This is a genomic window from Streptomyces sp. NPDC006326, assembly GCF_040612915.1.
Taxonomy (GTDB): Bacteria; Actinomycetota; Actinomycetes; order Streptomycetales; family Streptomycetaceae; genus Streptomyces.
On record NZ_JBEXRC010000041.1, the window covers coordinates 50,634 to 73,493 of the forward strand.

25 protein-coding genes are annotated in these 22,860 nt (G+C 73.5%); 11 read left to right on the forward strand and 14 right to left on the reverse strand.

All coding sequences use genetic code 11. The features are described 5' to 3' along the window. Positions 1-3 precede the first annotated feature (3 nt). Positions 4-1,242, reverse strand: coding sequence for a MurT ligase domain-containing protein (locus ABZ128_RS27055; RefSeq protein WP_266631479.1), 1,239 nt, complete (start codon positions 1,240-1,242; stop codon positions 4-6). 123 nt (positions 1,243-1,365) lie between these two features. On the opposite strand from ABZ128_RS27055, the gene def reads away from it, so the two are divergent. Beyond that, on the forward strand, positions 1,366-1,917 hold the full coding sequence (def, locus tag ABZ128_RS27060; RefSeq protein ID WP_356851444.1) for a peptide deformylase: 552 nt from the start codon (positions 1,366-1,368) through the stop codon (positions 1,915-1,917). A gap of 31 nt (positions 1,918-1,948) precedes the next feature. Here def and ABZ128_RS27065 read toward each other — a convergent pair whose 3' ends face one another. Then, the gene (locus ABZ128_RS27065; protein ID WP_356851445.1) at positions 1,949-2,593 is read right to left on the reverse strand and encodes a TetR family transcriptional regulator; all 645 of its coding nucleotides are present in this window, start codon (positions 2,591-2,593) and stop codon (positions 1,949-1,951) included. Positions 2,594-2,785: 192 nt separating this feature from the next. Here ABZ128_RS27065 and ABZ128_RS27070 point away from each other — a divergent pair, with 192 nt between their 5' ends. Then, positions 2,786-4,015, forward strand: coding sequence for an acyl-CoA dehydrogenase family protein (locus ABZ128_RS27070; RefSeq protein ID WP_356851447.1), 1,230 nt, complete (start codon positions 2,786-2,788; stop codon positions 4,013-4,015). A gap of 35 nt (positions 4,016-4,050) precedes the next feature. On the opposite strand, the gene ABZ128_RS27075 is transcribed toward ABZ128_RS27070, so the two are convergent. Together ABZ128_RS27075 and ABZ128_RS27080 are read right to left on the reverse strand one after the other, a co-directional pair. After that, positions 4,051-4,827 (reverse strand): hypothetical protein, encoded by a 777-nt coding sequence (locus ABZ128_RS27075; protein WP_356851449.1) that lies wholly within the window; start codon positions 4,825-4,827, stop codon positions 4,051-4,053. 64 nt (positions 4,828-4,891) lie between these two features. Further along, positions 4,892-5,329, reverse strand: a complete 438-nt coding sequence (locus ABZ128_RS27080) for an SRPBCC family protein (protein WP_356851451.1) — start codon at positions 5,327-5,329, stop codon at positions 4,892-4,894. Positions 5,330-5,483: 154 nt separating this feature from the next. On the opposite strand from ABZ128_RS27080, the gene ABZ128_RS27085 reads away from it, so the two are divergent. Beyond that, positions 5,484-5,669, forward strand: a complete 186-nt coding sequence (locus ABZ128_RS27085; protein WP_356851453.1) for a DUF5999 family protein — start codon at positions 5,484-5,486, stop codon at positions 5,667-5,669. A 143-nt stretch (positions 5,670-5,812) separates the two neighbouring features. Here ABZ128_RS27085 and ABZ128_RS27090 read toward each other — a convergent pair whose 3' ends face one another. Together ABZ128_RS27090 and ABZ128_RS27095 are read right to left on the reverse strand one after the other, a co-directional pair. Beyond that, the gene (locus ABZ128_RS27090) at positions 5,813-7,996 is read right to left on the reverse strand and encodes an NB-ARC domain-containing protein (protein WP_356851455.1); all 2,184 of its coding nucleotides are present in this window, start codon (positions 7,994-7,996) and stop codon (positions 5,813-5,815) included. 83 nt (positions 7,997-8,079) lie between these two features. After that, positions 8,080-9,036, reverse strand: a complete 957-nt coding sequence (locus tag ABZ128_RS27095) for a fibronectin type III domain-containing protein (protein ID WP_356851456.1) — start codon at positions 9,034-9,036, stop codon at positions 8,080-8,082. Positions 9,037-9,243: 207 nt separating this feature from the next. Here ABZ128_RS27095 and ABZ128_RS27100 point away from each other — a divergent pair, with 207 nt between their 5' ends. Both ABZ128_RS27100 and ABZ128_RS27105 read left to right on the forward strand, forming a co-directional pair. Then, the gene (locus ABZ128_RS27100) at positions 9,244-9,438 is read left to right on the forward strand and encodes a hypothetical protein (RefSeq protein WP_356851458.1); all 195 of its coding nucleotides are present in this window, start codon (positions 9,244-9,246) and stop codon (positions 9,436-9,438) included. 142 nt (positions 9,439-9,580) lie between these two features. Beyond that, complete coding sequence (locus ABZ128_RS27105; RefSeq protein WP_356851459.1) at positions 9,581-11,149, forward strand: hypothetical protein; 1,569 nt, start codon at positions 9,581-9,583, stop codon at positions 11,147-11,149. A gap of 69 nt (positions 11,150-11,218) precedes the next feature. Here the strand turns inward: ABZ128_RS27105 and ABZ128_RS27110 are convergent, their stop codons facing one another. The 4 genes from ABZ128_RS27110 to ABZ128_RS27125 all read right to left on the reverse strand — a co-directional run bounded on the left by ABZ128_RS27110 (position 11,219) and on the right by ABZ128_RS27125 (position 13,608). Then, a complete protein-coding gene (locus ABZ128_RS27110) occupies positions 11,219-12,331 on the reverse strand; it encodes a GTP-binding protein (protein WP_356851488.1) in 1,113 nt (370 codons plus the stop codon). 26 nt (positions 12,332-12,357) lie between these two features. Then, on the reverse strand, positions 12,358-12,606 hold the full coding sequence (locus tag ABZ128_RS27115; protein ID WP_356851461.1) for a type B 50S ribosomal protein L31: 249 nt from the start codon (positions 12,604-12,606) through the stop codon (positions 12,358-12,360). Positions 12,607-12,661: 55 nt separating this feature from the next. After that, positions 12,662-12,826 (reverse strand): 50S ribosomal protein L33, encoded by a 165-nt coding sequence (gene rpmG / locus ABZ128_RS27120; protein ID WP_356851463.1) that lies wholly within the window; start codon positions 12,824-12,826, stop codon positions 12,662-12,664. Positions 12,827-12,942: 116 nt separating this feature from the next. Then, the gene (locus ABZ128_RS27125) at positions 12,943-13,608 is read right to left on the reverse strand and encodes a DUF6445 family protein (RefSeq protein ID WP_356851465.1); all 666 of its coding nucleotides are present in this window, start codon (positions 13,606-13,608) and stop codon (positions 12,943-12,945) included. Between the two features lie 141 nt (positions 13,609-13,749). Here ABZ128_RS27125 and ABZ128_RS27130 point away from each other — a divergent pair, with 141 nt between their 5' ends. Then, positions 13,750-14,424 carry a DUF2278 family protein gene (locus ABZ128_RS27130; protein WP_356851467.1) on the forward strand — a complete coding sequence of 225 codons (675 nt, stop codon included), beginning with the start codon at positions 13,750-13,752 and terminating at the stop codon, positions 14,422-14,424. Here the strand turns inward: ABZ128_RS27130 and ABZ128_RS27135 are convergent. Further along, complete coding sequence (locus tag ABZ128_RS27135) at positions 14,421-14,822, reverse strand: LPXTG cell wall anchor domain-containing protein (protein ID WP_356851468.1); 402 nt, start codon at positions 14,820-14,822, stop codon at positions 14,421-14,423. The two genes, ABZ128_RS27130 and ABZ128_RS27135, sit on opposite strands and share 4 nt — an antisense overlap. Positions 14,823-14,997: 175 nt before the next feature. On the opposite strand from ABZ128_RS27135, the gene ABZ128_RS27140 reads away from it, so the two are divergent. From ABZ128_RS27140 to ABZ128_RS27150, 3 genes are read left to right on the forward strand one after another with little or no spacing between them, the layout of a single operon-like run. Continuing rightward, positions 14,998-16,242, forward strand: a complete 1,245-nt coding sequence (locus ABZ128_RS27140; RefSeq protein WP_356851469.1) for a sensor histidine kinase — start codon at positions 14,998-15,000, stop codon at positions 16,240-16,242. Continuing rightward, on the forward strand, positions 16,230-16,883 hold the full coding sequence (locus ABZ128_RS27145) for a response regulator transcription factor (RefSeq protein ID WP_356851471.1): 654 nt from the start codon (positions 16,230-16,232) through the stop codon (positions 16,881-16,883). Before ABZ128_RS27140 ends, ABZ128_RS27145 begins: the two co-directional genes overlap by 13 nt. Continuing rightward, positions 16,880-17,689 (forward strand): hypothetical protein, encoded by an 810-nt coding sequence (locus tag ABZ128_RS27150; RefSeq protein WP_356851473.1) that lies wholly within the window; start codon positions 16,880-16,882, stop codon positions 17,687-17,689. Before ABZ128_RS27145 ends, ABZ128_RS27150 begins: the two co-directional genes overlap by 4 nt. Before the next feature lie 59 nt (positions 17,690-17,748). Here the strand turns inward: ABZ128_RS27150 and ABZ128_RS27155 are convergent, their stop codons facing one another. Then, positions 17,749-18,384 carry a TetR/AcrR family transcriptional regulator C-terminal domain-containing protein gene (locus ABZ128_RS27155; protein WP_356851475.1) on the reverse strand — a complete coding sequence of 212 codons (636 nt, stop codon included), beginning with the start codon at positions 18,382-18,384 and terminating at the stop codon, positions 17,749-17,751. A gap of 165 nt (positions 18,385-18,549) precedes the next feature. Here ABZ128_RS27155 and ABZ128_RS27160 point away from each other — a divergent pair, with 165 nt between their 5' ends. Continuing rightward, a complete protein-coding gene (locus tag ABZ128_RS27160) occupies positions 18,550-20,103 on the forward strand; it encodes an APC family permease (protein WP_356851477.1) in 1,554 nt (517 codons plus the stop codon). A 91-nt stretch (positions 20,104-20,194) separates the two neighbouring features. On the opposite strand, the gene ABZ128_RS27165 is transcribed toward ABZ128_RS27160, so the two are convergent. Continuing rightward, positions 20,195-21,022 carry a hypothetical protein gene (locus tag ABZ128_RS27165; RefSeq protein ID WP_356851479.1) on the reverse strand — a complete coding sequence of 276 codons (828 nt, stop codon included), beginning with the start codon at positions 21,020-21,022 and terminating at the stop codon, positions 20,195-20,197. Next, positions 21,022-22,308 (reverse strand): VWA domain-containing protein, encoded by a 1,287-nt coding sequence (locus ABZ128_RS27170; protein ID WP_356851481.1) that lies wholly within the window; start codon positions 22,306-22,308, stop codon positions 21,022-21,024. Before ABZ128_RS27170 ends, ABZ128_RS27165 begins: the two co-directional genes overlap by 1 nt. A 133-nt stretch (positions 22,309-22,441) precedes the next feature. On the opposite strand from ABZ128_RS27170, the gene ABZ128_RS27175 reads away from it, so the two are divergent. After that, the gene (locus ABZ128_RS27175) at positions 22,442-22,720 is read left to right on the forward strand and encodes a hypothetical protein (RefSeq protein ID WP_356851483.1); all 279 of its coding nucleotides are present in this window, start codon (positions 22,442-22,444) and stop codon (positions 22,718-22,720) included. The last annotated feature ends 140 nt before the right edge of the window (positions 22,721-22,860 follow it).

Consider the following 22,860-nt stretch of genomic DNA (forward strand, 5'->3'; position numbering starts at 1 on the left):
GTACTAGTTTCCGACGCGGCGGCGCACGTCCTGGAAGGCGGTGTAGTTGGCGATCAGCTCGATCTGCCCGGGCGGCGCCAGCTGCACGGCCTCGTCGAGGGTCTCGCAGACCCGGAAGTCCAGTCCGGCGACTTCCAGGCGGACGGCCAGGTCCAGCTTGCGGTCGCCGATCACGAAGATCGGGTGGCCGGCGAGGCGCGGGTAGTCCACGTCCCACAGCCAGGAGGTGTCGGTGCCGTCGGCTCCGCGGGCGTTCACCGACAGGATCACCGGGGTCGGCGGCGGGTCGATCAGCGAAAACGTTTCGAGCCAGCCCGCCGGGTTCTTCGCGAGCAGCAGGCGCAGCTCACGGCCCTGGAAGGTGACGACGTCGTAGCGGCCGGCGACGGCCTGCACCTGGTACATCCGCTCCAGCGCGACCTGCGGCGGGACGCCGAAGACGGCGGCGACGGCGGCCGAGGTCGCGGCGTTCGCCTTGTTGGCGCGGCCGGGCAGCTGCAGGTGGATCGGCCAGGCGCTGCCGTGCGGGTCCAGCACGTGGTCGCCGGAGAGGACCCAGCTCGGGGTCGGGCGCCGGAAACCGCACTCGCCGCAGAACCAGTCGTCGCCGGGGCGCTGCATGACACCGCCGCAGGAGGGGCACGACCAGGCGTCGTCCTTCCACTCCTGGCCGGCGGCGACCCACACCACGTTCTGCGAGGAGGAGGCCGACCACACGATCAGCGGGTCGTCGCAGTTCGCGACGATGACGGCCTTGGAGCCTTGGAGGCCCTCGCGCCACTTCTCCGCCAGCATGCGGGTCTCGGCGGCGCGGTCCAGCTGGTCGCGCGAGAGGTTCAGCAGCGCGATCACCTTGGGGGTGACGTCCCGGGCCACGCCGGCGAGGTACTTCTCGTCCACCTCGATGACGCCGTACTTGGCGTCCGAGCCGCCCGCGAGGGCGGAGGTGATGCCGGCCGGCATGTTGGCGCCGAGGGCGTTGGAGACGACGGGGCCGCTGGCCCGCAGGGCCTCCGCGATCAGGCGGGTCGTCGTGGTCTTGCCGTTCGTCGCGGAGACGAGGACGACGTCGAGATGCTGCGCCAGCGCGCCGAGGAGATCGGGGTCGAGTTTGAGTGCGACCTTGCCACCGATCACCGATCCGCTTCCGCGTCCCGCGGCCCGCGACACCGCCGCCGCGGCCTTGCCCGCCGTCACGGCCAGCTTGGCCCGCGGCGAAAGCGGCTCCGTGTTGCCTGCCATCGTCCCTTGTCCTCCTTGCGTCGGTCGGCCCCAGCCTATCCAGTACCGGCCGGGGCCTTGACCGCGGCGCCCCCGGGCCGCCGCAGATCTCCTCATATATTCGCCCGTCGTAGGCTTACGGCCATGCGACAGCGCCTCATTCCCGGTACCAACGGCCTCGTCCGCACCATGAGCCTCCTGGGCGATCCGGTGCTCCACTCGGCGTGCGCGGAGGTCACCGAGTTCGGCCCGGCCCTCGACCGGCTCATCGAGGACATGTTCGCCACGATGTACGCGGCCGAAGGCGTCGGCCTCGCGGCGAACCAGATCGGCGTGGGGCAGCGCGTGTTCGTCTACGACTGCCCCGACGACGAGGACGTCCGCCACGTCGGGCACGTCGTCAACCCGAGGCTCGTCTCGGCCGAGGGGGACGAGTTCCTGGGCCCCGAGGGCTGTCTGTCGCTGCCCGGCCTGGAGGCGGGCACGGTCCGCTTCGACCGCGCGGTCGTCGAGGGGGTCACCTCCGACGGCGCGCCCGTACGCATCACCGGCACCGGGTTCTTCGCCCGCTGCCTCCAGCACGAGTGCGACCACCTCGACGGCTCGGTCTACGCGGACCGGGTCACGGGGCTGCGGGCCCGGCGTCTGCGGCGGGCGATCCGCCGGGCTCCCTGGGGCGGGGCGCAGCACGGCTGAGCCGGCCGGGCCGCGGGCGCGGCCGCGGCCCTCAGAACCCCGGGCCGTCCACGCGGTTGCCGGCGGTGGCCAGGCGGCCCCACAGCAGGTCCGTGAGGCCTGCCACCAACTCCACGCGCTCGCAGGGTCGTTCACCGAGCCACCAGTCGCCGGCCGCATGCATCATGCCGACGATGCCGTGCCCCCAGACGCGGGCGAGGCGTTCTCCGCCGGGGCCCAGGTCCACCCGCTCGCTGATCACCTTCGCGAGTTCCTCGCCCAGCCTGCGCAGCAGCGGGGCCGAGTGCAGCCCGACGTCGAAGCCGCGCTCGGCGCTGTGCGAGTCCTCGGCCGGGTGCATGAGGAACCGGTAGACCTGCGGGCGGGCCTCGATGGCGGCGAGATAGGTGTCGAGGGTGGACTCCACCCGGCTGCGGCGTTCGGCCGGGGCGTCGAGCGCGGCGCGCAGCGAGTCGAGCAGGGCGTCGGTGTGCCGGACGGCGAGGGCCTGGTAGAGCCCCGCCTTGTCGCCGAAGTGCCGGTAGAGGATGGGCTTGGTGATGCCCGCCTCCGCCGCGATGGCGTTCATCGAGGCCTTGGGGCCGTCCCTGAGCACGACCCGGTCGGCCGCTTCGAGCAGCTCCCGCCGGCGGCGGTCGGCCGCTCCCGCTTCGCCGGCCTGCTGAGTGGTGTCCATGACGTGTTTCTCTCCCCGCCCTTGCGATGGTGCGTGACGCCCACGCAACGTAACACCCCGCACACCCGGCCGAACGAACCGGCTGCCCGCCGGACGCCTCGGCTTGACACTTCTTACTCACCGGTAACAGACTGTGGCCACCGTAGGGGTTACTGCTGGTAACGGGCCCTTGAATGCACAGCTGGAGGGGACATGGCGGAGTTCACCATGGAGCTCAATGACGACCAGAAGCAGGTCCGGGACTGGATCCACGGTTTCGCAGCCGACGTGATCCGCCCCGCGGCCGCGGAATGGGACGAGCGTGAGGAGACTCCGTGGCCCGTCATCCAGGAGGCCGCCAAGGTCGGCATCTACTCCCTCGACTTCTACGCGCAGCAGTTCTTCGACCCGACAGGCCTCGGCATCCCGATGGCGATGGAGGAGCTTTTCTGGGGTGACGCGGGCATCGCCCTGTCGATCGTCGGCACCGGGCTCGCCGCGATCGGCGTCGTCGCCAACGGCACCGAGGAGCAGATCGGCACCTGGATCCCGCAGATGTACGGCACGCCCGACGACGTGAAGGTCGCGGCCTTCTGCTCCTCCGAGCCCGACGCCGGCTCCGACGTGGGCTCGATGCGCACGCGTGCGGTCTACGACCAGGCCAAGGACGAATGGGTGCTGAACGGCACCAAGACCTGGGCGACCAACGGCGGCATCGCCAACGTCCACATCGTGGTCGCCGTCGTCGACCCCGAGCTCGGCACCAAGGGCCACGCCTCCTTCATCGTGCCCCCGAACACCCCGGGCCTGTCCCAGGGGCAGAAGTTCAAGAAGCACGGCATCCGCGCCTCGCACACCGCCGAGGTGGTCCTGGAGGACGTCCGCGTGCCCGGCTCCTGCCTGCTCGGCGGCAAGGACAAGCTGGACGAGCGGCTCGCCCGGGCCCGCGAGCGGGCGAAGGCGGGCGGCGGCGAGCGCGTGAAGAACGCGGCCATGGCCACCTTCGAGGCCTCCCGGCCCGCGGTCGGCGCCATGGCGGTCGGCACCGCCCGGGCGGCGTACGAGGTCGCCCTCGACTACGCCAAGACCCGGACCCAGTTCGGCCGGCCGATCATCGACAACCAGGGCGTGGCCTTCCAGCTCGCCGACATGCGCACCCAGATCGACGCAGCCCGGCTGCTGGTGTGGCGGGCGTCCTGGATGGCGGTCGCGGGCAAGCCGTTCACCTCGGCGGAGGGCTCGATGTCGAAGCTGTTCGCCAGCGAGGTGGCCAAGAAGGTCACCGCCCAGGCGGTCCAGATCCTCGGCGGCAACGGCTTCACCCGCGAATACCCGGTCGAGCGCATGCACCGCGACAGCGCCATTTACACCATCTTCGAGGGCACGAGCGAGATCCAGCGGCTGGTGATCGCGCGGACGATCTCCGACATGCCGATCCGCTAGCAGCGCCCCGGTGCGGGTCCGCGGACCCGGCCCGGTCAGTGCAGGGGGGTCAGGCAGTTCAGGGTGCCGTCGACGCTGTATTCCGGCCGGGCCAGGAAGTCGCCGGGGGCGCAGGTCCCGCCGGGGGCGGCCGACGGCCGGGTGACCCGGTACTGGGCCCTCACGGAGAGGCAGTCCGTGACGATGAGCTTCTGGTGGCTCCAGTCGCCCTCGTTGCGCACGCACTGCCCCGACGACAGCGGCCGCGGGGTGTCGTCCCCCGCCACCACCCCGATCACGATCAGCGTGAGCACGGCGAGCACGAACAGCACGATCGGAACGGCGAGGAGCAGCACCGCCGGGTGGCGCCACAGCGACTTGCCCGGGGGCAGCGGGGGGCGGAAGCCGCCCACCGGGGGAGCGAGCCGACGGAAGCTCGCCCGTGCACCGAGGTTCGTCAGCACGGTGACCGGCGTGATGAAGAACGACAGCGGCCCCCACCAGCCCTGCCACAGGGTGTCCCCCGTCATCTGCCGGTACGTGGCGAGCCCGCAGTCACGGCAGAACGGCCCGGGCCGGCTCAGGAACCGCATCAGCACCAGCATGCCCTGGTGGCCCCGCACGGTCACGGGCGCGGCCGGCTGCGCCCCGCACAGCCGGCAGGCGTAGGCACCCGGCGGCGCGGCAAGGGGACCGCCGTACGGGCCGTACGGGGCCGGCTGCTGCGCGACGTACGGGCCGCCGCCCTGCTGCGGGACGGCGTACGGGCCGCCCTGCTGCGCGGGATACGGCGGGTAGGGGCCCGCGCCGTGCTGCGGTGGCGGAGTGGCCACGGGGTTCTCCTCGGTCTCACGGTGATCACCGCCGCGGTGATCAAGAAGACCCTAGCCCGGCCCGTCAGGGCGTGAGCAGCCGGGCGAGGGCCCGCCCGAAGAGGAACCGGCCGGCCGCCGCGAGCACGGGGTCGGAGGGCCTTCCCAGCCCGCGTACGCGCAGCTCCTCGCGCCACCGGACCTCGCAGCCGCCGCCGCGGAGCGGGCGGACCTCGATCTCCGCCCAGCCCAGGACCACGCGCCCGTGCTTGACGAGCCGGACCAGCCCCGCGGACCCCCCGGCGGGGGGCTGCCAGACGACGACCTCCATGGGGTCGTCGAAGGTGATCCTGCCCACGCCGGTGCGTGCCGTGAACCGCGTTCCGACGTGCGTGGGCGGCGCCGTCTCCACGACCGTCCGGGTGAGCGGGACCTGCGCGCCGTGGCGTTCCCAGTCCGTCAGCCGCAGCCAGGCCTCGGCGGCCGGGAGAGGCGTGCGGTGAACGATCCGAATACCGGGCATGAGCGCATGGTAAGCGGGCATACACACCCTGAACTGGACCTCGAATATGGGTTCCGTCCGGGGGCGGCGATCAGTAATACTCACCGCCATCGTGGATCGCGGAGCAGACCGGGTGACCACCGGGCCTCCCGCCCCACTTTGCGAGGAGGTGCGCATGTGCTCTCACGAGCCCCCCTGCCCGTCCGCCGACAGCGCCGATCACGACGCCGCCCGCACCGTGGCCTTCCACCCCGAACAGGGCTGGAGCCTGCTCTGCAACGGCCTGGTGATCTTCGACGACACCGGTGAGCTGCTCCCCGACGGCCGTGCGGTGGAACCCCGCCGCCCGGCCCTGGTCTGAGCGAGGAGGCCCATGCGCCAGCAGCTGATCCGCAAGCCCGTCCCCAAGCCCGCACCCCGAGACCTGGACCTGCGCACCCCGTCGGGCAGAACCCTCCCGTACTGACGGGAGCCGACGCGTATCTGCCGTCCACCGGCTGCCGGTCAGCCGGTGGACGCCGCCGTGCCGCCCCGGAACGCGGCCTCGTAGGCCGCGTCCCCGATCGCCGCGCGGGCCTGGCGCTCGCCCTGGTCCCGCAGGGCCGTCAGCGAGGGTGAGCCCATCTGCGGCCGGCCGATGGTGCGCCACCAGGCGTGTCCGGTGCCCAGCAGGCGCGCCGCCAGCTCCCCGTCGCCCAGCGCCGCGACCGCCGCCGCCAGCAGGTCGAGGCCGAGCGCGATGCCGAAGCGGTCGCCGAGCAGCCGTTTGCCCGAGAGCATGGCCCGTACGTGCCGGGCCGCCTCCCCGTGCCGGCCCAGTCCCAGCGCGGCGACGGCCAGGATGTAGTCCGCGTACGCCCGCAGCCACCGTTCGCCGAGCTCCGCGCAGGCCTCGCGCAGGCCCCGGGCCTCCTCGGCCGCCTCCTCGAACCGCTGGAGGTCGCACAGGGCGTAGCCGGTGGCCAGCCGGCACAGCAGCCAGCCGACGCCACTGGCCCGGCCGCCGTGCCCGGCCCGGGCGCCCGGCCCCGCGAGCTCCAGCGCGCGGACCGGGTCGCCGGGCATCAGCACCGACACCGCGTGCAGGTACGCCGCCCGCAGCTCCGGCTCGGGGTCGGCCAGCCGGGCCGCCGCCCGGGTGCACTCCTCGCCCATCTGCTGCGCCGTGTCCATGTCGCCCTGGAGCAGGGCGGTCAGGCCCAGTGCCCACAGCCCCTGGGTGTACGCGGCCCCCGTGCGCGGGGCCGTGCGCAGCGCCCGCTCCAGGAAGCCGCGGCCCTCGTGCACGTGCCCGCACGAGAACCAGAAGAACCACAGGGCCCCGGCCATCTCCAGGGCCGCCGCGGGGTCGCTGCCGAGCAGGTGCTCCAGCGCGGTGCGCAGCTGTGCGTGGTCGGCGCTCATCCTGCGGTACCAGTCCAGCTGGCCCGGGCCGAGCCAGCCCCGGTCGGCGGCCTCGCAGAGCGCCGCGTACCAGTGGGCGTGCCGGCCGGCCACCGCGGGGGCCTCTCCGAGTTCGGTCAGCCAGTCGTGGCCGTACTCGCGGATCGTGTCCAGCATCCGGTAGCGCGCCCCGGCCCCCCGTTCCTCGGAGCGCCGGACCACCGACTTGGCGACCAGGCCGGCGAGCACCCGCTCCACCCGGGAGGCGGGCAGCGGGCCGCCCGCGCACACCGCCCGGGCCGCGGCGACGTCGAAGTCCCCGGTGAACACCGACAGCCGGGCCCACAGCAGCCGCTCCACCGGCTCGCACAGCTCGTGGCTCCAGCCGATCGCGGTCCGCATCGTCCGGTGCCGGGGCTGCAGCGCGGTCCCGGAGTCGGAGAGGACGTCGAAGCGCGCGCCGAGCCGCTCGGCGAGCTGCTCCAGGCTCCACAACCGCAGCCGGGCACCGGCCAGTTCGAGGGCGAGCGGAATCCCGTCGAGCCGCCGGCACACCTCGGCGGCGATCCGGGTCCGCCGCGGTTCGTCGAAGGAGGCGGCGGCCTGCGGGGTCGCCGCCAGGGCGCGGGCCCGGAACAGTGCGAGGGCATCGCTGCCGGGTCCCTCGCAGGGCAGCGGGCAGATGGGGAAGACCTTCTCGCAGGGGCTGTCGAGCGGTTCCCGGGAGGTGACCAGGACGGTCAGCCCGGGTGCCGACTGAAGGAGTTCGCCGGCCAGGTGGCGGCAGGCGGCGACCAGGTGCTCACAGGTGTCGAGGACGAGGAGCAGCTCCTTGTCGGCCATCCACGCGCACAGCTCCTCGTCGAGGGGGCGCGCGGAGTGGTCGGCGAGTCCGACCGCATGGGCGACGGTCGTGGTGAGCAGGGCGGGGTCGCGCAGCGGGGAGAGGTCCACCCACCAGATGCCGTCGGGCCGCGCCTGTTCGGCGTCGGAGACGGCGCGCAGGGCGAGGCGGGACTTGCCGACCCCGCCCACGCCGGTGAGCGTGATGAGCCTGCGCGTCCGCAACAGGCAGTGGAGCTCGGCCAGTTCGGATTCCCGCCCGAAGAAGCCCGGCGTCTCCGGCGGCAGCTGTCCCGGCGCCCTCCCCGGCCCCGCCGTGGAGACGGCATCGGGGTCGGGGTCGGGCTCGGGATCGGGATCGGGTCCGCCGTCTGCGGCGTCCGCGCCGTCCGTCGACTGCGCGTCGTCCGGCCCTTCCGGGCCTTCCGCCTGTTGCTTGTTGAACGAGTACTCACCGAACACGGATGTATTGTGCGTGATCTTCTTTGCCGGCAGTGCCGTTCGATCGGATCGCTGTCACCTTCCCGGGGCGCCCGGTGTGCTCCTCACCCGGCGAGCACGATCCGCTGATCGGCGCTGAAGGCGCCCCAGTTCCCGTCGGGCAGCCGGGCGCGCAGCCTGAGGACCCACACCGTTCCGGCCGGCTCGGTCACCGTGAGACGGTGCTCCACCGCGCCGCCGGACGGAGGTACGGCGCCGGCGCCGAACTGGATGACGGTGACGGGCCGTCCGTTGACGTGGAGTTCGTATTCCGTGGTCGCACGGCCGGTGTCCGGGGCGGTCCAGGTCAGGGTGACGGTGCCGGGGGAGGCGGCCGCGGCGAATCCGGTGGGGGCGGTTCCGGGCCCCTGGCCGCCGGAGGGCGGGGTCGTCACGTCCACCGCAGGGCCGTCGGGTGAGGAGTTGTCCGCGCCGTCCCGGGCCCGGACGGTGAAGGTGTAGGCGGTGTCCGGCTGGAGCCCGGTGAGGGTGGCGGCCGTCTCGCCGGGGCCGGCCGTGTGGATCCGTACGCCGCCCTGGTAGACGTCGTAGGCCGTCACGGCGGTGTCGTCGGTGGCCGCGGTCCACGTCAGGGTGGCGGACCGGGGGCCGTCCGGGCGGCCCGTGGTGTGCGCCGGCGCGGTGGGGGGCCCGTGGTCCTCGGCCCGGACGGCCGGGGTGGTGGCCCGGGCCGGGGCGCTCGGCGCGGAGGTGTTCCCGGCGCCGTCCCGGGCCCGGACGGTGAAGGCGTACGAGGTCTGCGGGGCGAGGCCGGTGATGTCCACCATCGTCTTGTCGGCCGGGAGTTCCCGTACGAGCCGGCCGGCCTGGAAGACCTGGTAGTTGCTGACGCCCTCGGCCGTGGCGGGAGCCTGCCACATCACGTGCACCGAGGTGGCGCTGCCGGCCTGCGCGGTGACCCCGGCGGGGGCCCGCGGCGGCGTGGTGTCGGACGCGGTGCAGCCGGTGAGCACGAAGGCGGCGGCCAGCGACACGGCGAGGGCCGGGACGGTCCGGCGCACGTGGGGGCCTCCTCGCTTCCGCTCCTTCGTAAAGGTCTAGACATGTATGGCACGCGGGCCGGCATCCCGGCAAGCCCCCTGCCGTCGCCCGGGCCGTCAAGCACCGCTCACCCGTCACGGACGGTCAACACCCGTTCGGCGGACACGGGTTTCGCCCGGAGGCACCGCCTCGTGCGCCACCATGGGCGCCGCTCCCAGGAGGTTTCGATGGTGATCTCGCTCTCGGTGATCGTTCTGCTCCTCGTCCTCGCATGGATCTTCCTGCGCAGCGGCGGCCTCAAGTTCTCGCACGCGCTCGTCTGCGTACTGCTCGGGTTCTACCTCGCGAGCAGCAGCATGGCGGGGACCATCCACGACGGTCTCTCGGCCACCGCCCAGGCCGTCGCCGGCCTCAGACCCTGATCCGGCGGGACTTGATCGACTGTTGCGCCTTCATGAATCATCCGGCGCCTCCATGGACTCCTCAGGCCGTGCGATCTAGCGTCTGGCGGCGGCGCGATGTCATACGCACTGTCAACAGGCCTGGAGAGAAAGAGAACTGCGGATGTTCCGAAGAGCGCTGGACTGCGCCGTGTTCCCTGCTCTGGTCGTCTTCACGGCGATGCACGGGATCTCCCCCGCGCAGGCCGAGGAGATACCCAAGGCTCCGGGCCACCGCCTGATCAGCCACTACGACGGCAGTCCCGCGGCCGCCGCCCCGCTGCCGGGCCAGGCCCCGCCGCAGCACCCCTTCCTCGCCCCCAACGGCCGCAGCGGGATGCACTCCGACGCGGCCGGCAGCGCCACCTCGCCCTGGTCCGGCCCGCTCGGCAGGAACCCGCAGGTGAGGAGCGAGAAGATCGCCGCCCTCGGTGGTGAATGCGCCACCGCCACCTTCGACGCGGCCGGACGCCTGGTCACGGTGTGCGGCACCTTCTCGGGCTTCAAGGTCAAGCTGCTCGAACCCGGCACGCTCGCGGCCCTCGCGGAACACCAGCTCCCGCAGCGCTCCTCGACCGTCGAGGCGATCACCTCCCTCGACTTCTCGAAGATCTTCAAGGACACCTCGGGCGGCGCCTACTTCTATCTGGACGACCGCGACCGCGCGGTGCTGGCCGACTCCCGGCAGCACGTCCTGCGCCTGTCGCACAGCCAGAACCCCGACGGCAGCTGGAAGTTCGCCGTCGACGACGACTGGGACCTCACCGGGCACGTGCCGCACGACTGCGTCGGCTGGACCAACCTGTGGCCCAGCGGTACCTGCGACCCGGTCACCTCCGTGATGCCCGACTGGAACGGCCGCATCTGGTGGGTCACCCGGCAGGGCCGCGTCGGCACCGTGGACCCCGCGACCTCGCAGATCCGCTCCGTCCGGCTGGAGGGCGAGGAGATCCAGAACTCCTTCTCGGTCGCGGAGGACGGCGTGTCCATCGTGAGCGACCACGCGCTCTACAGCTTCCGTGCCGCCGCCGACGGCACCCCCGAGGTGCAGTGGCGCCAGACGTACGACCGCGGTACCGGGACCAAGCCCGGTTCGGTGAACCAGGGTTCGGGCACCACCCCGGACCTCTTCGGCGACGGCTACGTGGCCATCACCGACAATGCGGACGACCGGATGAACGTCCTGGTCTACCGGCGGGGCGTCGACGTGCCCGCCGACCGGCGGCTGGTCTGCAAGGTCCCGGTCTTCGGCTCCGGCGCCTCGACCACCGACAACTCGCTGATCACCTGGGGCAACAGCATCGTGGTCGAGAACAACTACGGCTACGAGAACCCCACCAGCCTGCTGTTCGGCAAGTCCGTCGCCGGCGGCGTCAGCCGCATCGACGTCCGCGCCGACGGAAGCGGCTGCGACACCGTGTGGCAGAGCGCCGTCCGCGCGCCCTCGGTCGTACCGAAGCTCTCCACCGGGAACGGCCTGCTGTACTTCTACGAGAAGGAGCCCAACCACTGGGGCATCGACGCCTGGTACCTCACCGCCGTGGACTTCCGCACCGGTGAGCGCCGCTGGCGGCAGCTGACCGGTACGGGACCGCTGTACGACAACAACTGGGCGCCGATCACCCTCGGCCCCGACGGCACCGCGTACGTCGGCGTCTTCAACGGCATCGTCGCGGTCCGCGACGGCGGCTGACCGAGCGGACGGCCGGCGGATCACGGTGCCGCGTACGGCGGCAGGGCCGTCCGGCGGGCGTTCCCCGGGTCAGGCGGCCGGGGTGAGGAGGGCGTCGAAGGCGGCAGGGAGGCGTTTCCACCCCGGGCGCCCCGCGGCGAACTCCTCGTCGGTCAGCAGGCAGGAATCGAGGAGCCGCGCCAGGCCCGCCCGGTCGAGGCCGGGCGAGGTGAAGACGAGGTGCTGGCAGCAGTCGCCGTGTTCCGGATGCCAGTCCAGGGCGGCGGCGGCCCGGCGGGCCGCGGGCACCAGCTCCCAGGCGGCATCCGGCAGCGAGGCCAGCCAGGGCCCGCAGTCCTCCACGCACAGCGCACCGCCCGCGGCGTCCCAGGAGAGCAGCGTGTCGGGCCGGTCGGCGAGCCAGAACCGGCCGCGGCTGCGCGCCGCCGCACGGGCGAAGTCCTCCAGCGCCGCGTACAGCCGCTCGGGGTGGAACGGGCGGCAGCGGTGCCAGACCAGGGTGGCGACCCCGGCCCGGTCGGCCTGCTGGGGCAGGAGCGCGCAGGCGGGGTGCTGGGCGGCGGCGGCCGCCTCGGGGTCGAAGCCCGCCAGGGCGAGCCGTGTCAGGTCCAGGGATCCGACGGCCACCCGGCGGGCGGTGGGGTGGAGCTGCTCCAGGAGCGCGCGGTCCTCCTCGTCCGCCTCCCCGCTGTCGACGAGGGCGAGGACCGGCGCGTATTCCAGCTGCCGGGCCCAGGTGTCGCCGACGGTCCGCCGGTCGGCGGCGGCCGCGGCGAGACCGGCCTCTCGAAGGTCGTCCCCGTTGGCGAGGCAGGGCAGCACCAGGGCCGGATCGACCGCGGTGATCACATTGCCGAGGTCCAGCACGCCGTGTCCGTGCACGGCGATGACCTCGGCCATCGCCCGCGGCTCGACGGAGTCCCACAGCTCGACGACGGCCAGCCGCCCGAGCGCGCCGTGGGCGATCCGCTCCAGCTCCGCGACCAGGTCCGCGCGCAGGGCGCAGCAGGCGCAGTCGTTGACCAGCGGGGTCTCGCCGGATCCCAGCAGGCCGGTGGCGTCGCGGACGGTGCGCCGTACGGTCCCCTCGGCCGCCGTGGACAGGTCGTGGTGCAGGGCGATGCTGCCGGGCACGGTGTCGAGCAGGTGCTGCACCACGGTCCGGCGGGCGTCCGCGTGCATGCCGCAGACGATGACGACGGGCAGCCTCACCGCTCGCCCCCGTAGCGGCGCTCGAAGCGCTCGACGCGGCCCGCGGTGTCGAGTACGCGTGCCGTGCCGGTGTGGAAGGGGTGGCTCGCGGAGGAGATCTCCACGTCGATGACCGGGTAGGTGTTGCCGTCCTCCCAGGTCAGGGCCGTGTCGCTGGTGGCCGTGGAGCGGGTGAGGAAGGCGAAATCGGCGGCTTTGTCGCGGAAGACGACCGGGCCGTAGGCGGGATGGATGCCGGGTTTCATGGGCTGTCCCTCCGGGTCGGGTGGGGTGCTGGCGCGGGTCCGGGAGAGGCCGGGGTCAGCGCTCTTCGCGGAAGTCGACATGGCGGCGGACCACCGGGTCGAACTTCCGGAGCACCAGCCGGTCGGGGTGGCTGCGGCGGTTCTTGCGGGTGACGTAGGTGTGGCCGGTCCCCGCGGTCGAGCGCAGGGTGATGACGGGGCGTACTTCGGTGCGTGCCATGGCACCAGTATATGGAAATGGTTCCCATTTTCAAGAGGGCTTCGGCGTGCGGTCGCGCCGTCATACGCCGGTGGCCCGCACCGCCCGAGGGCGGTGCGGGCCACCGGTCCGGCGCGTCAGGCCTTCCAGAAGAAGACGGCCGTCATCCGCTTCTCCTCCAGGGTGTGCCCCCAGTACCCGGTGGCACTGTGGATCAGGTTGGCGGAGTAGAGCAGCAGCCGGTTGGCCCGGTGCGGGACCCGTACGTCCTCCACGAAGGAGTCGGGGGAGACGAAGCGGGTGCCGAGGGCGTCGACCAGGTTGTTGTGCGGCGCGATCACCTGGTTGCCGCCCAGGGACCCGCCGGGCAGGCTCTGGCGGTAGAAGCTGGTGCCGCAGTCCTTGGGCACCTCCGGGTTGAGGTAGAGCACGGCGGCGTAGCGGCACAGCGACCGCGAGTCGGTGTGCGGGCGGGGCTCGCACTCGCCCTCGCCGACGACCTGCACGCAGTTGTGGTTGAAGGTGCCGCCGCCGGCCGGCTTTTCGGCCCAGATCTTCGCGGCGCCGGTGGACTTGCGTACCAGCCGCTCCACCCGGGCCAGTTCCGCGGGCTCCAGGCCCGGCATGGCGCGCAGCCCCGGCCAGCTCTCGGGTTTGTGCGGATAGCCCTCGGTCCAGTCGTCCTTGGCCAGGCAGCGCTCCCGTACGGCGTCCGCGTCAGGGAGTACGTCGTCCAGGACCCAGTAGTCGCGACCGAGGGTCGGCTTGCGGTAGGGGAGGACGGGAAGGGGGGGAGGTGGCATGGGAGGGACCGTAGCCACCGGTCCTCGGCGCACTCGCTCCGCGAGCGGTCAATCTTGCGTCAAGTGTTCTCCATGGCCCGGGAGATGCGGAAACACGTGCGGCGCCCCGCCGCGGGCCGCGCCGGGTGGTTGACTGGCGCCATGCCGCTCGACACGTACGGGGTGCTGGCCGGAACGCTGCACCGCCACTTCCGCGACCAGCCGGACAGCACGGGCCGGTGGTTCCACGTCAACCTCGAAGTCGACGCGCCCGCGGGACGCTACCGCTGCGCCGTCGACGTGGACGCCAAGCAGTCGGACATCGGCGTCCAGTGGAAGGTCTTCACCCTGCACGCCTCGGTGCTCGACCCGGTCGCCTCCCCTTCGCCCGGGTACCACGACCTCGCCCGGGTGTCCGGATCGGGGGCCATCGACTACCTGCGCCACCCTGCGCTCGCCGACCGTCCCGGCTGCCTCTTCGTCCGGCGGCCGCCGGCAGGGATCCAGCGGTTCCTGGACCGGCTGAACCCGCCCCGGCCCTGGGTCTCCGGCTCGTACCTGGAGGCCTCGCAGGCGCTGGAGCCGATCCTGGTCCCCGGGCGGCCGGTCCTGATCTTCGGCGAGCCCTTCGACGAGGGGCTCGGCATGCACAACATCCACCAGAACCAGGGCGATCCGTCCGCCAGCCAGTGGTGGCCCGACAACGGCACCTGGCAGGACGGCGCCACGCTGACCCGGCGCGAGGACGGCCTCTTCGACGTGTTCGTCTCCAGGTTCTCCACCCAGGCCGACGCCACCGACACCGCCGGCCACCCGCTCCCGCCGGCCACCCCCTAGAGACGTCCCGTCCGGCGGGCCGCCACCGTTGCGCAGGCCGCCGCCAGGGGGAGTTCCGCGCACACCGCCAGGGTCAGCGCCGCCGCCCGGGCGGCGCCCGGGGCCGAGGTCGTCACGTCGAACCAGGCGTCCATCGCCAGCAGCGCCGCCGTCGCGGCGGCCAGTGGTGACGCGCGGGGATCGTGACGCCGCATCAGGAGCCCGGTACCGCCGAGACCGGCGGCGAGCACGGCGTCCAGGCCGATCCACGCCGTGGACCAGTTGGACACCTCCGCGGTCTGCGGGAGCGTCTTCGCCAGCACCAGCATCCACGGGACGAGCGCCACCCCGGCGCCGGTCAGCACCGTGGCGAGCCGGGGCGTGCGGCGGGACGGGACGCGGGGGGCGACGAGGGTCATGGCGGGGCTCCTTCCGGCCCGGTGGTCCGTCCTCCGGGTACGGCCACCACTCTGGTCGCGGGCACGGCCGGAATCAGTAGCGGCACCGTCCGGACCGGGGGTGGCACTGGCTACACCCCCGGCCGGGTACCAGGGTGGTGGAACGGCCCTGACCTGTGCGATTACCGTACGGGGTATGGGACTTCTCGGCACGCTCAGGCGTACCTCCAGCCGGCTCGCCGGATACGCCCCGTGGTCGGCGTGGGCCTGGCGCAACACCGCCTTCACCGTCGCCGCCGTCCCCATGGCCCTGCCCGCCGCCGCCGCGTTCGCGACGATGCTCGCGGCGCCCGGCCGGACTCCCGGCGCCCTGCTCGTGGTGCTGCTGCTGTGCCCGCTCCTCACCGTCCTCCAACGCAGCCGGTTCCAATCCCTGTTGGACCTCGTCGTCCCGCCCGTGGGGTACGAGAACCCGCCGCTGCAGCCGCGCGGACTCCTCGAACGGCTGCGCTCGGAGTCGACCTGGCGGCAGTACGGGTACCACCTGCTGGTCAGCCCGCTCACCGGCGCGGGCGGGGCGCTGATCGTCCTCTCATGGGCCGGCGGGGCCGCCGCGGCCTCCGTCTACGGCTGGTCCTGGCTGCTGCCCCACCAGGACGGCCCGGGCTGGGAAACCCCGTACGACCTGCTGACCGTGCTCGGGGGCCTGCTGCTCCTGGCCACTCCCGGGCTCGCCGCCGCCCTGGCCCGGCTCGACGCCTTCGCCGCGGCGGCGCTCCTCGGACCGAGCCGGGCCAAGGAACTGGCGCGCCGCGTCGAGGACCTCGCGGAGAGCCGGGCCGGGGTGCTCGATGCCGCCGACCTCGAACGCCGGCGCATCGAGCGGGACTTGCACGACGGGGCGCAGCAGCGCCTGGTCGCCCTCGCCATGAACCTCGGCATCGCCCGCGCCACGATGACCGACCTGCCGCCCGAGGCGAGGGCGGTCATCGACGAGGCGCACCGGGAGGCCAAGGAGGCCATCGCGGAACTCAACAGCCTGGTGCGCGGGCTGCATCCGGCCGTCCTTGAGGACCGCGGACTCGACGCGGCCCTGTCGGGCATCGCCGCCCGAGCACCCCTGCCCGTGGAGCTGACCGTGGAGTTGGAACGCCGGCCGGGCCCCACCGTCGAGGCCGTCGCCTACTTCGTCGTCTCCGAGGCCCTGGCCAACGTCGCCAAGCACGCCCGGGCCACCCGCTGCAGTGTGGAGGCCCGCCGCACCGCCGACCTGCTGCGCATCACCGTGACGGACGACGGTGCGGGCGGGGCCGACCCGGCGCGGGGCACCGGACTGGTGGGCCTGCGCAAACGCGTAGGGTCGGTCGACGGAACCATCGTGATCAGCAGCCCCCTCGGGGGCCCGACCGTCGTGACTGTGGAGCTGCCGTGCGGGCTGTGATCGCCGAGGATTCGGTGCTGCTGCGAATAGGGCTGGTCAAGGTCCTCGAAATGGCCGGGTTCGAGGTGGCCGCCGAGACGGGCGACGCCGAAGGCCTGCTCGACGCGGTCGCCCGGCACGGGCCCGCCCTCGCCCTCGTCGACGTCCGCATGCCGCCCGGCTTCACCGACGAGGGCGTACGGGCCGCGCTGATGATCCGCCGGCAGTGGCCCGGGACGGCGGTGCTGCTGCTCTCGCAGTACGTGGAGGAGCGCTACGCGGCCGATCTGCTCGCCGGCCAGGGCGGCGGCATCGGCTACCTGCTCAAACAACGCGTGGCCGACGTCGAGGAGTTCATCGACGCCCTCAAGCGGGTCGCGGCCGGCGGCACCGCCCTCGACCCGCAGGTCGTCGCGCAGCTGCTGCTGCGCCGCAGCGCGGCCATCGACCCGTTGGAGCGGCTCACCCCGCGCGAGCGGGAGGTACTCGCCCTGATGGCGGAGGGCCGCTCCAACGCCGGTATCGCGTCCGCGCTCGTGATCAGCGAGAGCGCGGTCGCCAAGCACATCAACAACATCCTCGCCAAGCTCGACCTGCCCCAGGCCGACGGGGACCACCGCCGGGTGCTCGCGGTGCTGCGCTTCCTGGACGGCACCTCGTGAGCGGGGCCGGCGGGGGAGGGGGAGCCCGTCCGGCGCACCGTACGGCGTGGATCGTCGTCGCCGTCCTGAGTGCCCTGTTCGTCCTCGCTCCGGCCGCCGCGCAGGTCTGGGCGTACCACGCCACCCGCAGCAGCACCCTGAGCGGGGACACCGGGACCCGGCCGGTGTCGGCCCTGGAGATCGACGCGGGCAGCGCCGACGTGCGCGTCACCCCGCGCTCGGACGCGCAGGTCGCCTACCGGGCCGACGCCCGCTGGTCGGTGGCGGCGCCGGTGATCGAGGAGAGCTGGCTCGGCGACACCCTGAAGCTGAAGCCGCGCTGCCCGGGCGTCGCGGCCGTACTGGAGGCCGGGTTCGGCTGCTCCGTGGACCTGGGCGTGACCGTGCCGGCGGGCGTCGCGGTGAAGGTCCGGGCGGGTTCCGGCACGGTGGACATCAGCGGGCTGGGCGGCGCCGTCGACGCCGAGGTCGGCGCCGGGCGGCTGAGGCTCTCCGCGCTGCGCGGACCGCTGCGGGCGAGCGTCGGCGCCGGCTCCCTGGAAGCCTCCGCGCTCACCTCCGCCCAGGCGGACATCCGGGCCGGGGCGGGCTCGGCCGTCGCCCGCTTCCTCGCCCCGCCGGAGCGGGTCACCGCCCGCGCGGGCTCGGGCCGGCTGGAGCTCACCGTGCCCACCGCCACCCGCTTCCGCGTGACGGCCAGGGCGGGGGCCGGGCGCTGCGAGGTCGCGCGCGGGATGCACGATCCGGCGGCCGCGGGGGAGCTGGACATCGCGGCGGACTCGGGACGGGCCGAGGCGGGCTACTGAGGCACCGCCCGGGCGTCCGGCCCGCTGCACCGGGGCATGCCGCGGCGGGGCGGCCCGTCCTACGGCCGCTCCGCCCGGGCGGCGAGGCCGTCGAGCAGCAGGGCGAGGCCCAGCTCGAAGCCCCGGTCGTCGAGGGCGGCGAGCCCCCCGACCGCGGCGTCGGCGCCGGTGAGCGCGTCGGCGAGGGCCGGGTAGCCGGGGCGGTAGGCCTCGGGGGAGCGGGTGAAACCGGCGGTGAAGGTCTCCAGGGCGGAGCCGAGCACCAGGTAGTCGAGTGCGGCGGCCGCCTCGGCGGCGCCGGCCGGGGTGCAGCCCGCCCGTACGAGCGCGGCGAGCAGGGCGTCGTATCCGAGCAGCGCCCGCTCCGCCTCGACGCGGCGCCGGGCCGCCGGGGCGATGACGTTGGGGTGGCGCAGGTACACCCGGCGGTAGCCGCGCGCGTACGCGGCGATCCCCTCCCGCCAGTCGGGGTGACCGAGGGGGGCCAGGTCGATCTCTTCGTTGATCAGTTCGGTGACCGCGTCGAGGACGTCGTCCTTGGAGGCGACGTGGTGGTACAGCGAGGCCCCGCGGACGCCGAGACGGTCCGCCAGGGTCCGCATCTTGAGCGCCTCCGGGCCTTCGGCGTTCAGGAGCTCAAGCGCCGCGCGGGCGATGATCTCGCGGCTGAGCAGCGGTTGGTTCGGTCGGCCCACGGTGATCGTCCCCCTCTTTCCGCGGTCAGATTACCGGTACGGAGGGTCTTCCCAAGGGGTTCGGAGCGGGCTATGGTCCCCGCATCCCCGAAACCTAACAAGGTTAGATTTAGGTTCCGGAGCGCGCCGGCCCCACCGGCCCGCTCCCCTCCCGTAGAGGTGCCCATGCCAGAACCTTCCTCCGCAGGCCCGGTGGCGGCCGCCCCCGAGGACAGCGACGCCGCCCGCCTGAACGACCTGGGCTACAGCCAGGAACTGAGCCGCAGCCTCGGTGTGCTCGGCAACATCGCCATGGGCTTCGCCGTGGTCTCCCCGGTCGTCGCGCTCTACGCCGTCTCCATGGTCGGCACGACGATCGCGGGCCCGGCCTGGGTGTGGGCGCTGCCGATCGTCCTGCTCGGCCAGTGCCTGGTGGTGAACGTCTACTCCGAGCTGGCCTCCCAGTGGCCGCTCGCCGGCGGGCCCTACCAGTGGGGCCGCAGGCTGCTCGGGCCCTCCTTCGGATGGATGAGCGGCTGGGTGTGGCAGTTCGCCGTGATGTTCGGCAACACCACCGTCGCGTACCTGGCGGCCCCCTGGGTCTTCGCCCTGTTCGGGGCCGTCCCTTCCCCGGGGGCCATGGTCGCCGTGGCGGCCGCGATCCTGCTGGGGTGCATGCTGGTCAACGCCTATGGGATCAGGATCCTGAGCTGGTTCGTGTCGCTGGGCATCGCGGCCGAGGCGATCGCCTCGGTCCTCGTCGGCTTCACCCTGCTGCTCTTCTTCCGTGAGCACGGCTTCTCGCTGTTCACCGAGACCCTCGGCGCCGAGCAGCTCTCCGGCGGCTCGACCGTGACGGCCTTCTTGGCCGTCCTCGCCGTCGCAGGCTGGGGCTTCATCGGTTTCGACGCCTGCGTGTCCACCGCAGAGGAGACCAAGGACGCAGGGCGGCAGGTGCCCCGGGCCATGTGGTGGGCACTGCTCAGCGTCGGCCTGGTGGTCATGCTCAACGCGATGGCCGTCGCCCTGGCCCACCCCTCCCCGGCCGCCGTCGTGGCGGGCGAGGACCTCGACCCGGTGACCACCGCCGTCACCACCGCCTTCGGCTCCTGGTCCGACAAGCCGTTCGTCGCCGTGGTCCTGGTCGGCTTCCTGGCCTGCGCCATGGCCTCCCAGGGCGGCGCCGCCCGCGGGGTCTACTCGCTCGCGCGCGACGGGGTGTTCCCGTTCTCCAGCCAGGTGCGCAAGGTCAACCGCCGTCAGGCCCCGATCGGCGGGCTGATCGCCTCGACCGCCGTGAGCTGCTCCGGCCTGCTGCTCGGCCTGAACGCCACCGCCATCGGCAGCCTGATCGCCTTCGGCACCGCGGCCACGTTCCTGCCGTTCTTCCTGGTCAGCCTGGCCGCGCTGATCGCCCGGCTGCGCGGCACCTGGGTCCCCTCCGGACACGTCCGGCTGGGGCGCAAGGGCACGTTCCTCAATGTCCTCGCAGTGCTCTGGACCGCCTTCGAGGTCGCCAACGTCTGCTGGCCGCGCGCCGTGCTCGCGCCGCCCGGAGCCCCGTGGTACCAGGTCTGGGCCGGCCTGCTCGGCACCGGCGTGGTGATCACCGCGGGACTGGTCTACCTGCTCGTCAAGAAGCCGCAGCGCCGCCTGCGGGAGGCCGCGGCCGCCGCGGAACCGGCTGCGGCGGCCGCCGCAGGCGACCGTCCCGGCGCGCTGGCCGCCGAGTCTTCCTGAGCCCCGGCGGAAAAGGGCCGTCCGGCCGGAACGCCTTGCTGCGGTCCGGCCGGACGGCCCTCGTCGTGCCCCGGGTGGTGCCGTCGCCCGGTCAGCTGCCCGGCGGCACCCGCGAGGGGCGGCCCCGGCCGCGGGTGAGGGAGTACCCGAAGACGCCCGCGAGGGCCCCGAGCACGCCGCCGGCCGCGGTCCACACCCAGCGGTCGGACCACCGTCCGCCGGACCAGCCGCCCTCCGGCTCGCCGGCGGCGGCCGGCTGCTTCTTCGCCGAGCCCTTGGCCTCGGCCCGCTGCGCCGTGATCCCGGGTACGAGCGGGGCGGCGAGCGCCCCGTCCACCGCGAAGGCGCCGCCCGTGTCCGAGACGGTCGTCTCGATCTCGGCCCGCACCGGCAGTCCGAGGTCCTCCTGCGCCGCGTCCAGGACGGTCAGGCGTACGTAGTAGCTCCCGGGCAGGGGATCGTTCGCCCAGGTCTCCGCTCCGGGCCGGACGGTCCGCAGCGTGCAGGACAGCTCCACCGACGCGGCCTCCTTGGCCGCCGCCGCGGTCTGCTTCCCGTACGTGCAGGCCTGACGGCGGCGCAGCCCGTCGTACACGTCGAGCTGCCAGGTCGAGGCGCCGTGCCGGCCGGCCGACGCGGGCAGCTTCACCTGCGCCCGTACGGTGGCCCGCCGGCCCCAGTCCAGCGGCAGCACCCAGTAGAGGTAGTCACCGGTGGAGGCGTCGGCCGTGGCCCGCTGGCCCGGCCGGACGGGAGTGGCGGTACGGAAGGCCGTGCCCGCCTCGGTGGGGCCGGCCGTCTTGCCGCCCGGGCTCGCGCTCGTGCTCGGCGCGGGTGTGTCCGCCGCTGCCGCGCCGCCCGCGCCCAGCACCCCGCCGACGGCCAGTGCCGCGGCGGCCAGTATGCGTACGGTACGCATCAGTTCGTCCTCCAGACCGAGATACGCCAGCGCGAGATCCAGCCCCACAGCAGACCCGCGACGAGGCCCGAGAGCACCAGCACGCCGAGCAGCCACCAGCCGCGGCCGAGCCCGAAGGCCGCCACGTCGGCGGTGTCGTCGGGGCCGTCCACCACGTCGATGGTCAGCTCGACCGGCAGGCCCGGGGTGGTCTTGACCGAGGCGGGAGCCGAGAAGGAGTTGCTGACCTGCAGGCAGACGGTCTCCGCGGCCGGCTTGCCCTCCCCGCTGCCCTTCGCGTCCTCGTCGTCGGCCTCGGCCTTCGGGTAGCGCAGTCCGGTCGAGATCACGTCGGTGCGGCCGTCACCGGCCTCGGCGCCCCGGACGATCTCCCGCCCGTGTACGGTCACCGCGCGCAGCAGGACCCCGTAGTCCCGGTTGACCGCGCGGTCGGCGGCGATGCTCACCGAGGCGCGCAGTTCCTGTCCGGGCTTGACGTCCACCCGGTACCAGCGGTGCTCGCCGAAGGCCTCGCGGTCGCTGTAGAGGCCGGCCCCGAGCTGCGGGGCGCCCTGGCACTGCTTGGCGCCCTCGGTCGCCACGGGTGTGACGACCGGGGTGGCGGCCCGGTCCACCAGCTGGCGCACCCGGCCGGAGAGTTCGGCGGTGTGCTGCACCGAGGTGTAGGTGCCGCCGGTGGCCTCGGCGATGCAGATCAGCTGGTCGCGGGTCTTGGCGTCCGGGACGAGCCCGAGCGTGTCGATGACCAGGTGGATGCCCTGGGCCGCGATGTCGCGGGCCACCTCGCACGGGTCGAGCGGGGCACAGGTGTCCTCGCCGTCCGTGATGAGGACGATCCGCCGCGTCGCGTCGCCGCCCTTGAGGTCCTCGGCCGCCCCGAGCAGGGCCGGCCCGATGGGGGTCCAGCCCGTGGGGGCCAGGGTGGCCACCGCGGTCTTCGCCTCGGTCCGGTCCAGTTTGCCGACCGGGTAGAGCTGCTTGGTGTCCTTGCAGCCGAGCTGCCGGTCGTCACCGGGATAGGTGGCCCCGAGGGTGCGTATGCCGAGCTGCACCTCGTCCGGGGTGGCGTCCAGTACCTCGTTGAACGCCTGCTTCGCCGCGGCCATGCGGGACTTGCCGTCGATGTCGGTCGCCCGCATCGAGCCGCTGACGTCCAGCACCAGCTCGACCTTGGGGGATTCCTTCGCCACCGGTTCGCCGGCGGCGGCGTTCGCCGGGAAGAGCCCGACCGCCAGGGTGGCCAACAGGCCGCACGCCCCGGCCGCCACCCATTTTCTTGTGATCATCGCCGGATCGTATTGAGGATCGGGCCCCAGACCAAAACAGTCCCACGCCACCGGCGTTGATCAGCGCGCTGCGGGCAGGTGGGCCCGGGACTACGCTGGACGCAGGAACGGAGTGCCCGGCCGGAGGCGAGCCATGAGACGACGCCATCACTTTCACATCGATCATGCGGGGCACTCCGTCAGCGCCACCGTCGAGACCGGCCGCCGGGTCGAGGTGGAGATCCTCGTCGACGGCAAGGAGACCGGTCACGGCACCACGCACGCCGACCGCCCCGTCACCGTGCAGGTCGAGCTGCCGACCGATCCGCCGACCCCGGTGTCCGTCCGCACGACACCCGGCCCCGGCGTCCCCCGCTGCGTCCTGGCCGCCCCGGACGCCGAGCCGCACGTGATGTCCCCGCGCCCGTACTGACCGTGCGCCCGTACGGAGACGAGCGGCATGCGCGGGGGCGCATGCCGCGCGCCGGGCCGGTCAGGCGGGCGTCAGCACACCGGGGGGGGATAGGAAGAGCGGGGGGGGGGGGAAAAGTGTGGAGCGGGAGGTGTGTATAT

What these genes read in the sequence shown, in the direction of transcription:
- ABZ128_RS27080 (WP_356851451.1), bottom strand. Translation starts at nt 5,329, where the DNA reads ATGCCCGGTATTCGGATCGTTCACCGCACGCCTCTCCCGGCCGCCGAG.
- ABZ128_RS27175 (WP_356851483.1), top strand. Translation starts at nt 22,442, where the DNA reads ATGAGACGACGCCATCACTTTCACATCGATCATGCGGGGCACTCCGTC.
- ABZ128_RS27170 (WP_356851481.1), bottom strand. Translation starts at nt 22,308, where the DNA reads ATGATCACAAGAAAATGGGTGGCGGCCGGGGCGTGCGGCCTGTTGGCC.
- ABZ128_RS27130 (WP_356851467.1), top strand. Translation starts at nt 13,750, where the DNA reads ATGCCGCTCGACACGTACGGGGTGCTGGCCGGAACGCTGCACCGCCAC.
- ABZ128_RS27065 (WP_356851445.1), bottom strand. Translation starts at nt 2,593, where the DNA reads ATGGACACCACTCAGCAGGCCGGCGAAGCGGGAGCGGCCGACCGCCGC.
- ABZ128_RS27160 (WP_356851477.1), top strand. Translation starts at nt 18,550, where the DNA reads ATGCCAGAACCTTCCTCCGCAGGCCCGGTGGCGGCCGCCCCCGAGGAC.
- ABZ128_RS27165 (WP_356851479.1), bottom strand. Translation starts at nt 21,022, where the DNA reads ATGCGTACCGTACGCATACTGGCCGCCGCGGCACTGGCCGTCGGCGGG.
- rpmG (WP_356851463.1), bottom strand. Translation starts at nt 12,826, where the DNA reads ATGGCACGCACCGAAGTACGCCCCGTCATCACCCTGCGCTCGACCGCG.
- ABZ128_RS27100 (WP_356851458.1), top strand. Translation starts at nt 9,244, where the DNA reads ATGGTGATCTCGCTCTCGGTGATCGTTCTGCTCCTCGTCCTCGCATGG.
- ABZ128_RS27135 (WP_356851468.1), bottom strand. Translation starts at nt 14,822, where the DNA reads ATGACCCTCGTCGCCCCCCGCGTCCCGTCCCGCCGCACGCCCCGGCTC.
- ABZ128_RS27055 (WP_266631479.1), bottom strand. Translation starts at nt 1,242, where the DNA reads ATGGCAGGCAACACGGAGCCGCTTTCGCCGCGGGCCAAGCTGGCCGTG.
- ABZ128_RS27105 (WP_356851459.1), top strand. Translation starts at nt 9,581, where the DNA reads ATGTTCCGAAGAGCGCTGGACTGCGCCGTGTTCCCTGCTCTGGTCGTC.
- ABZ128_RS27110 (WP_356851488.1), bottom strand. Translation starts at nt 12,331, where the DNA reads ATGCACGCGGACGCCCGCCGGACCGTGGTGCAGCACCTGCTCGACACC.
- ABZ128_RS27125 (WP_356851465.1), bottom strand. Translation starts at nt 13,608, where the DNA reads ATGCCACCTCCCCCCCTTCCCGTCCTCCCCTACCGCAAGCCGACCCTC.
- ABZ128_RS27070 (WP_356851447.1), top strand. Translation starts at nt 2,786, where the DNA reads ATGGCGGAGTTCACCATGGAGCTCAATGACGACCAGAAGCAGGTCCGG.
- ABZ128_RS27140 (WP_356851469.1), top strand. Translation starts at nt 14,998, where the DNA reads ATGGGACTTCTCGGCACGCTCAGGCGTACCTCCAGCCGGCTCGCCGGA.
- def (WP_356851444.1), top strand. Translation starts at nt 1,366, where the DNA reads ATGCGACAGCGCCTCATTCCCGGTACCAACGGCCTCGTCCGCACCATG.
- ABZ128_RS27085 (WP_356851453.1), top strand. Translation starts at nt 5,484, where the DNA reads ATGTGCTCTCACGAGCCCCCCTGCCCGTCCGCCGACAGCGCCGATCAC.
- ABZ128_RS27115 (WP_356851461.1), bottom strand. Translation starts at nt 12,606, where the DNA reads ATGAAACCCGGCATCCATCCCGCCTACGGCCCGGTCGTCTTCCGCGAC.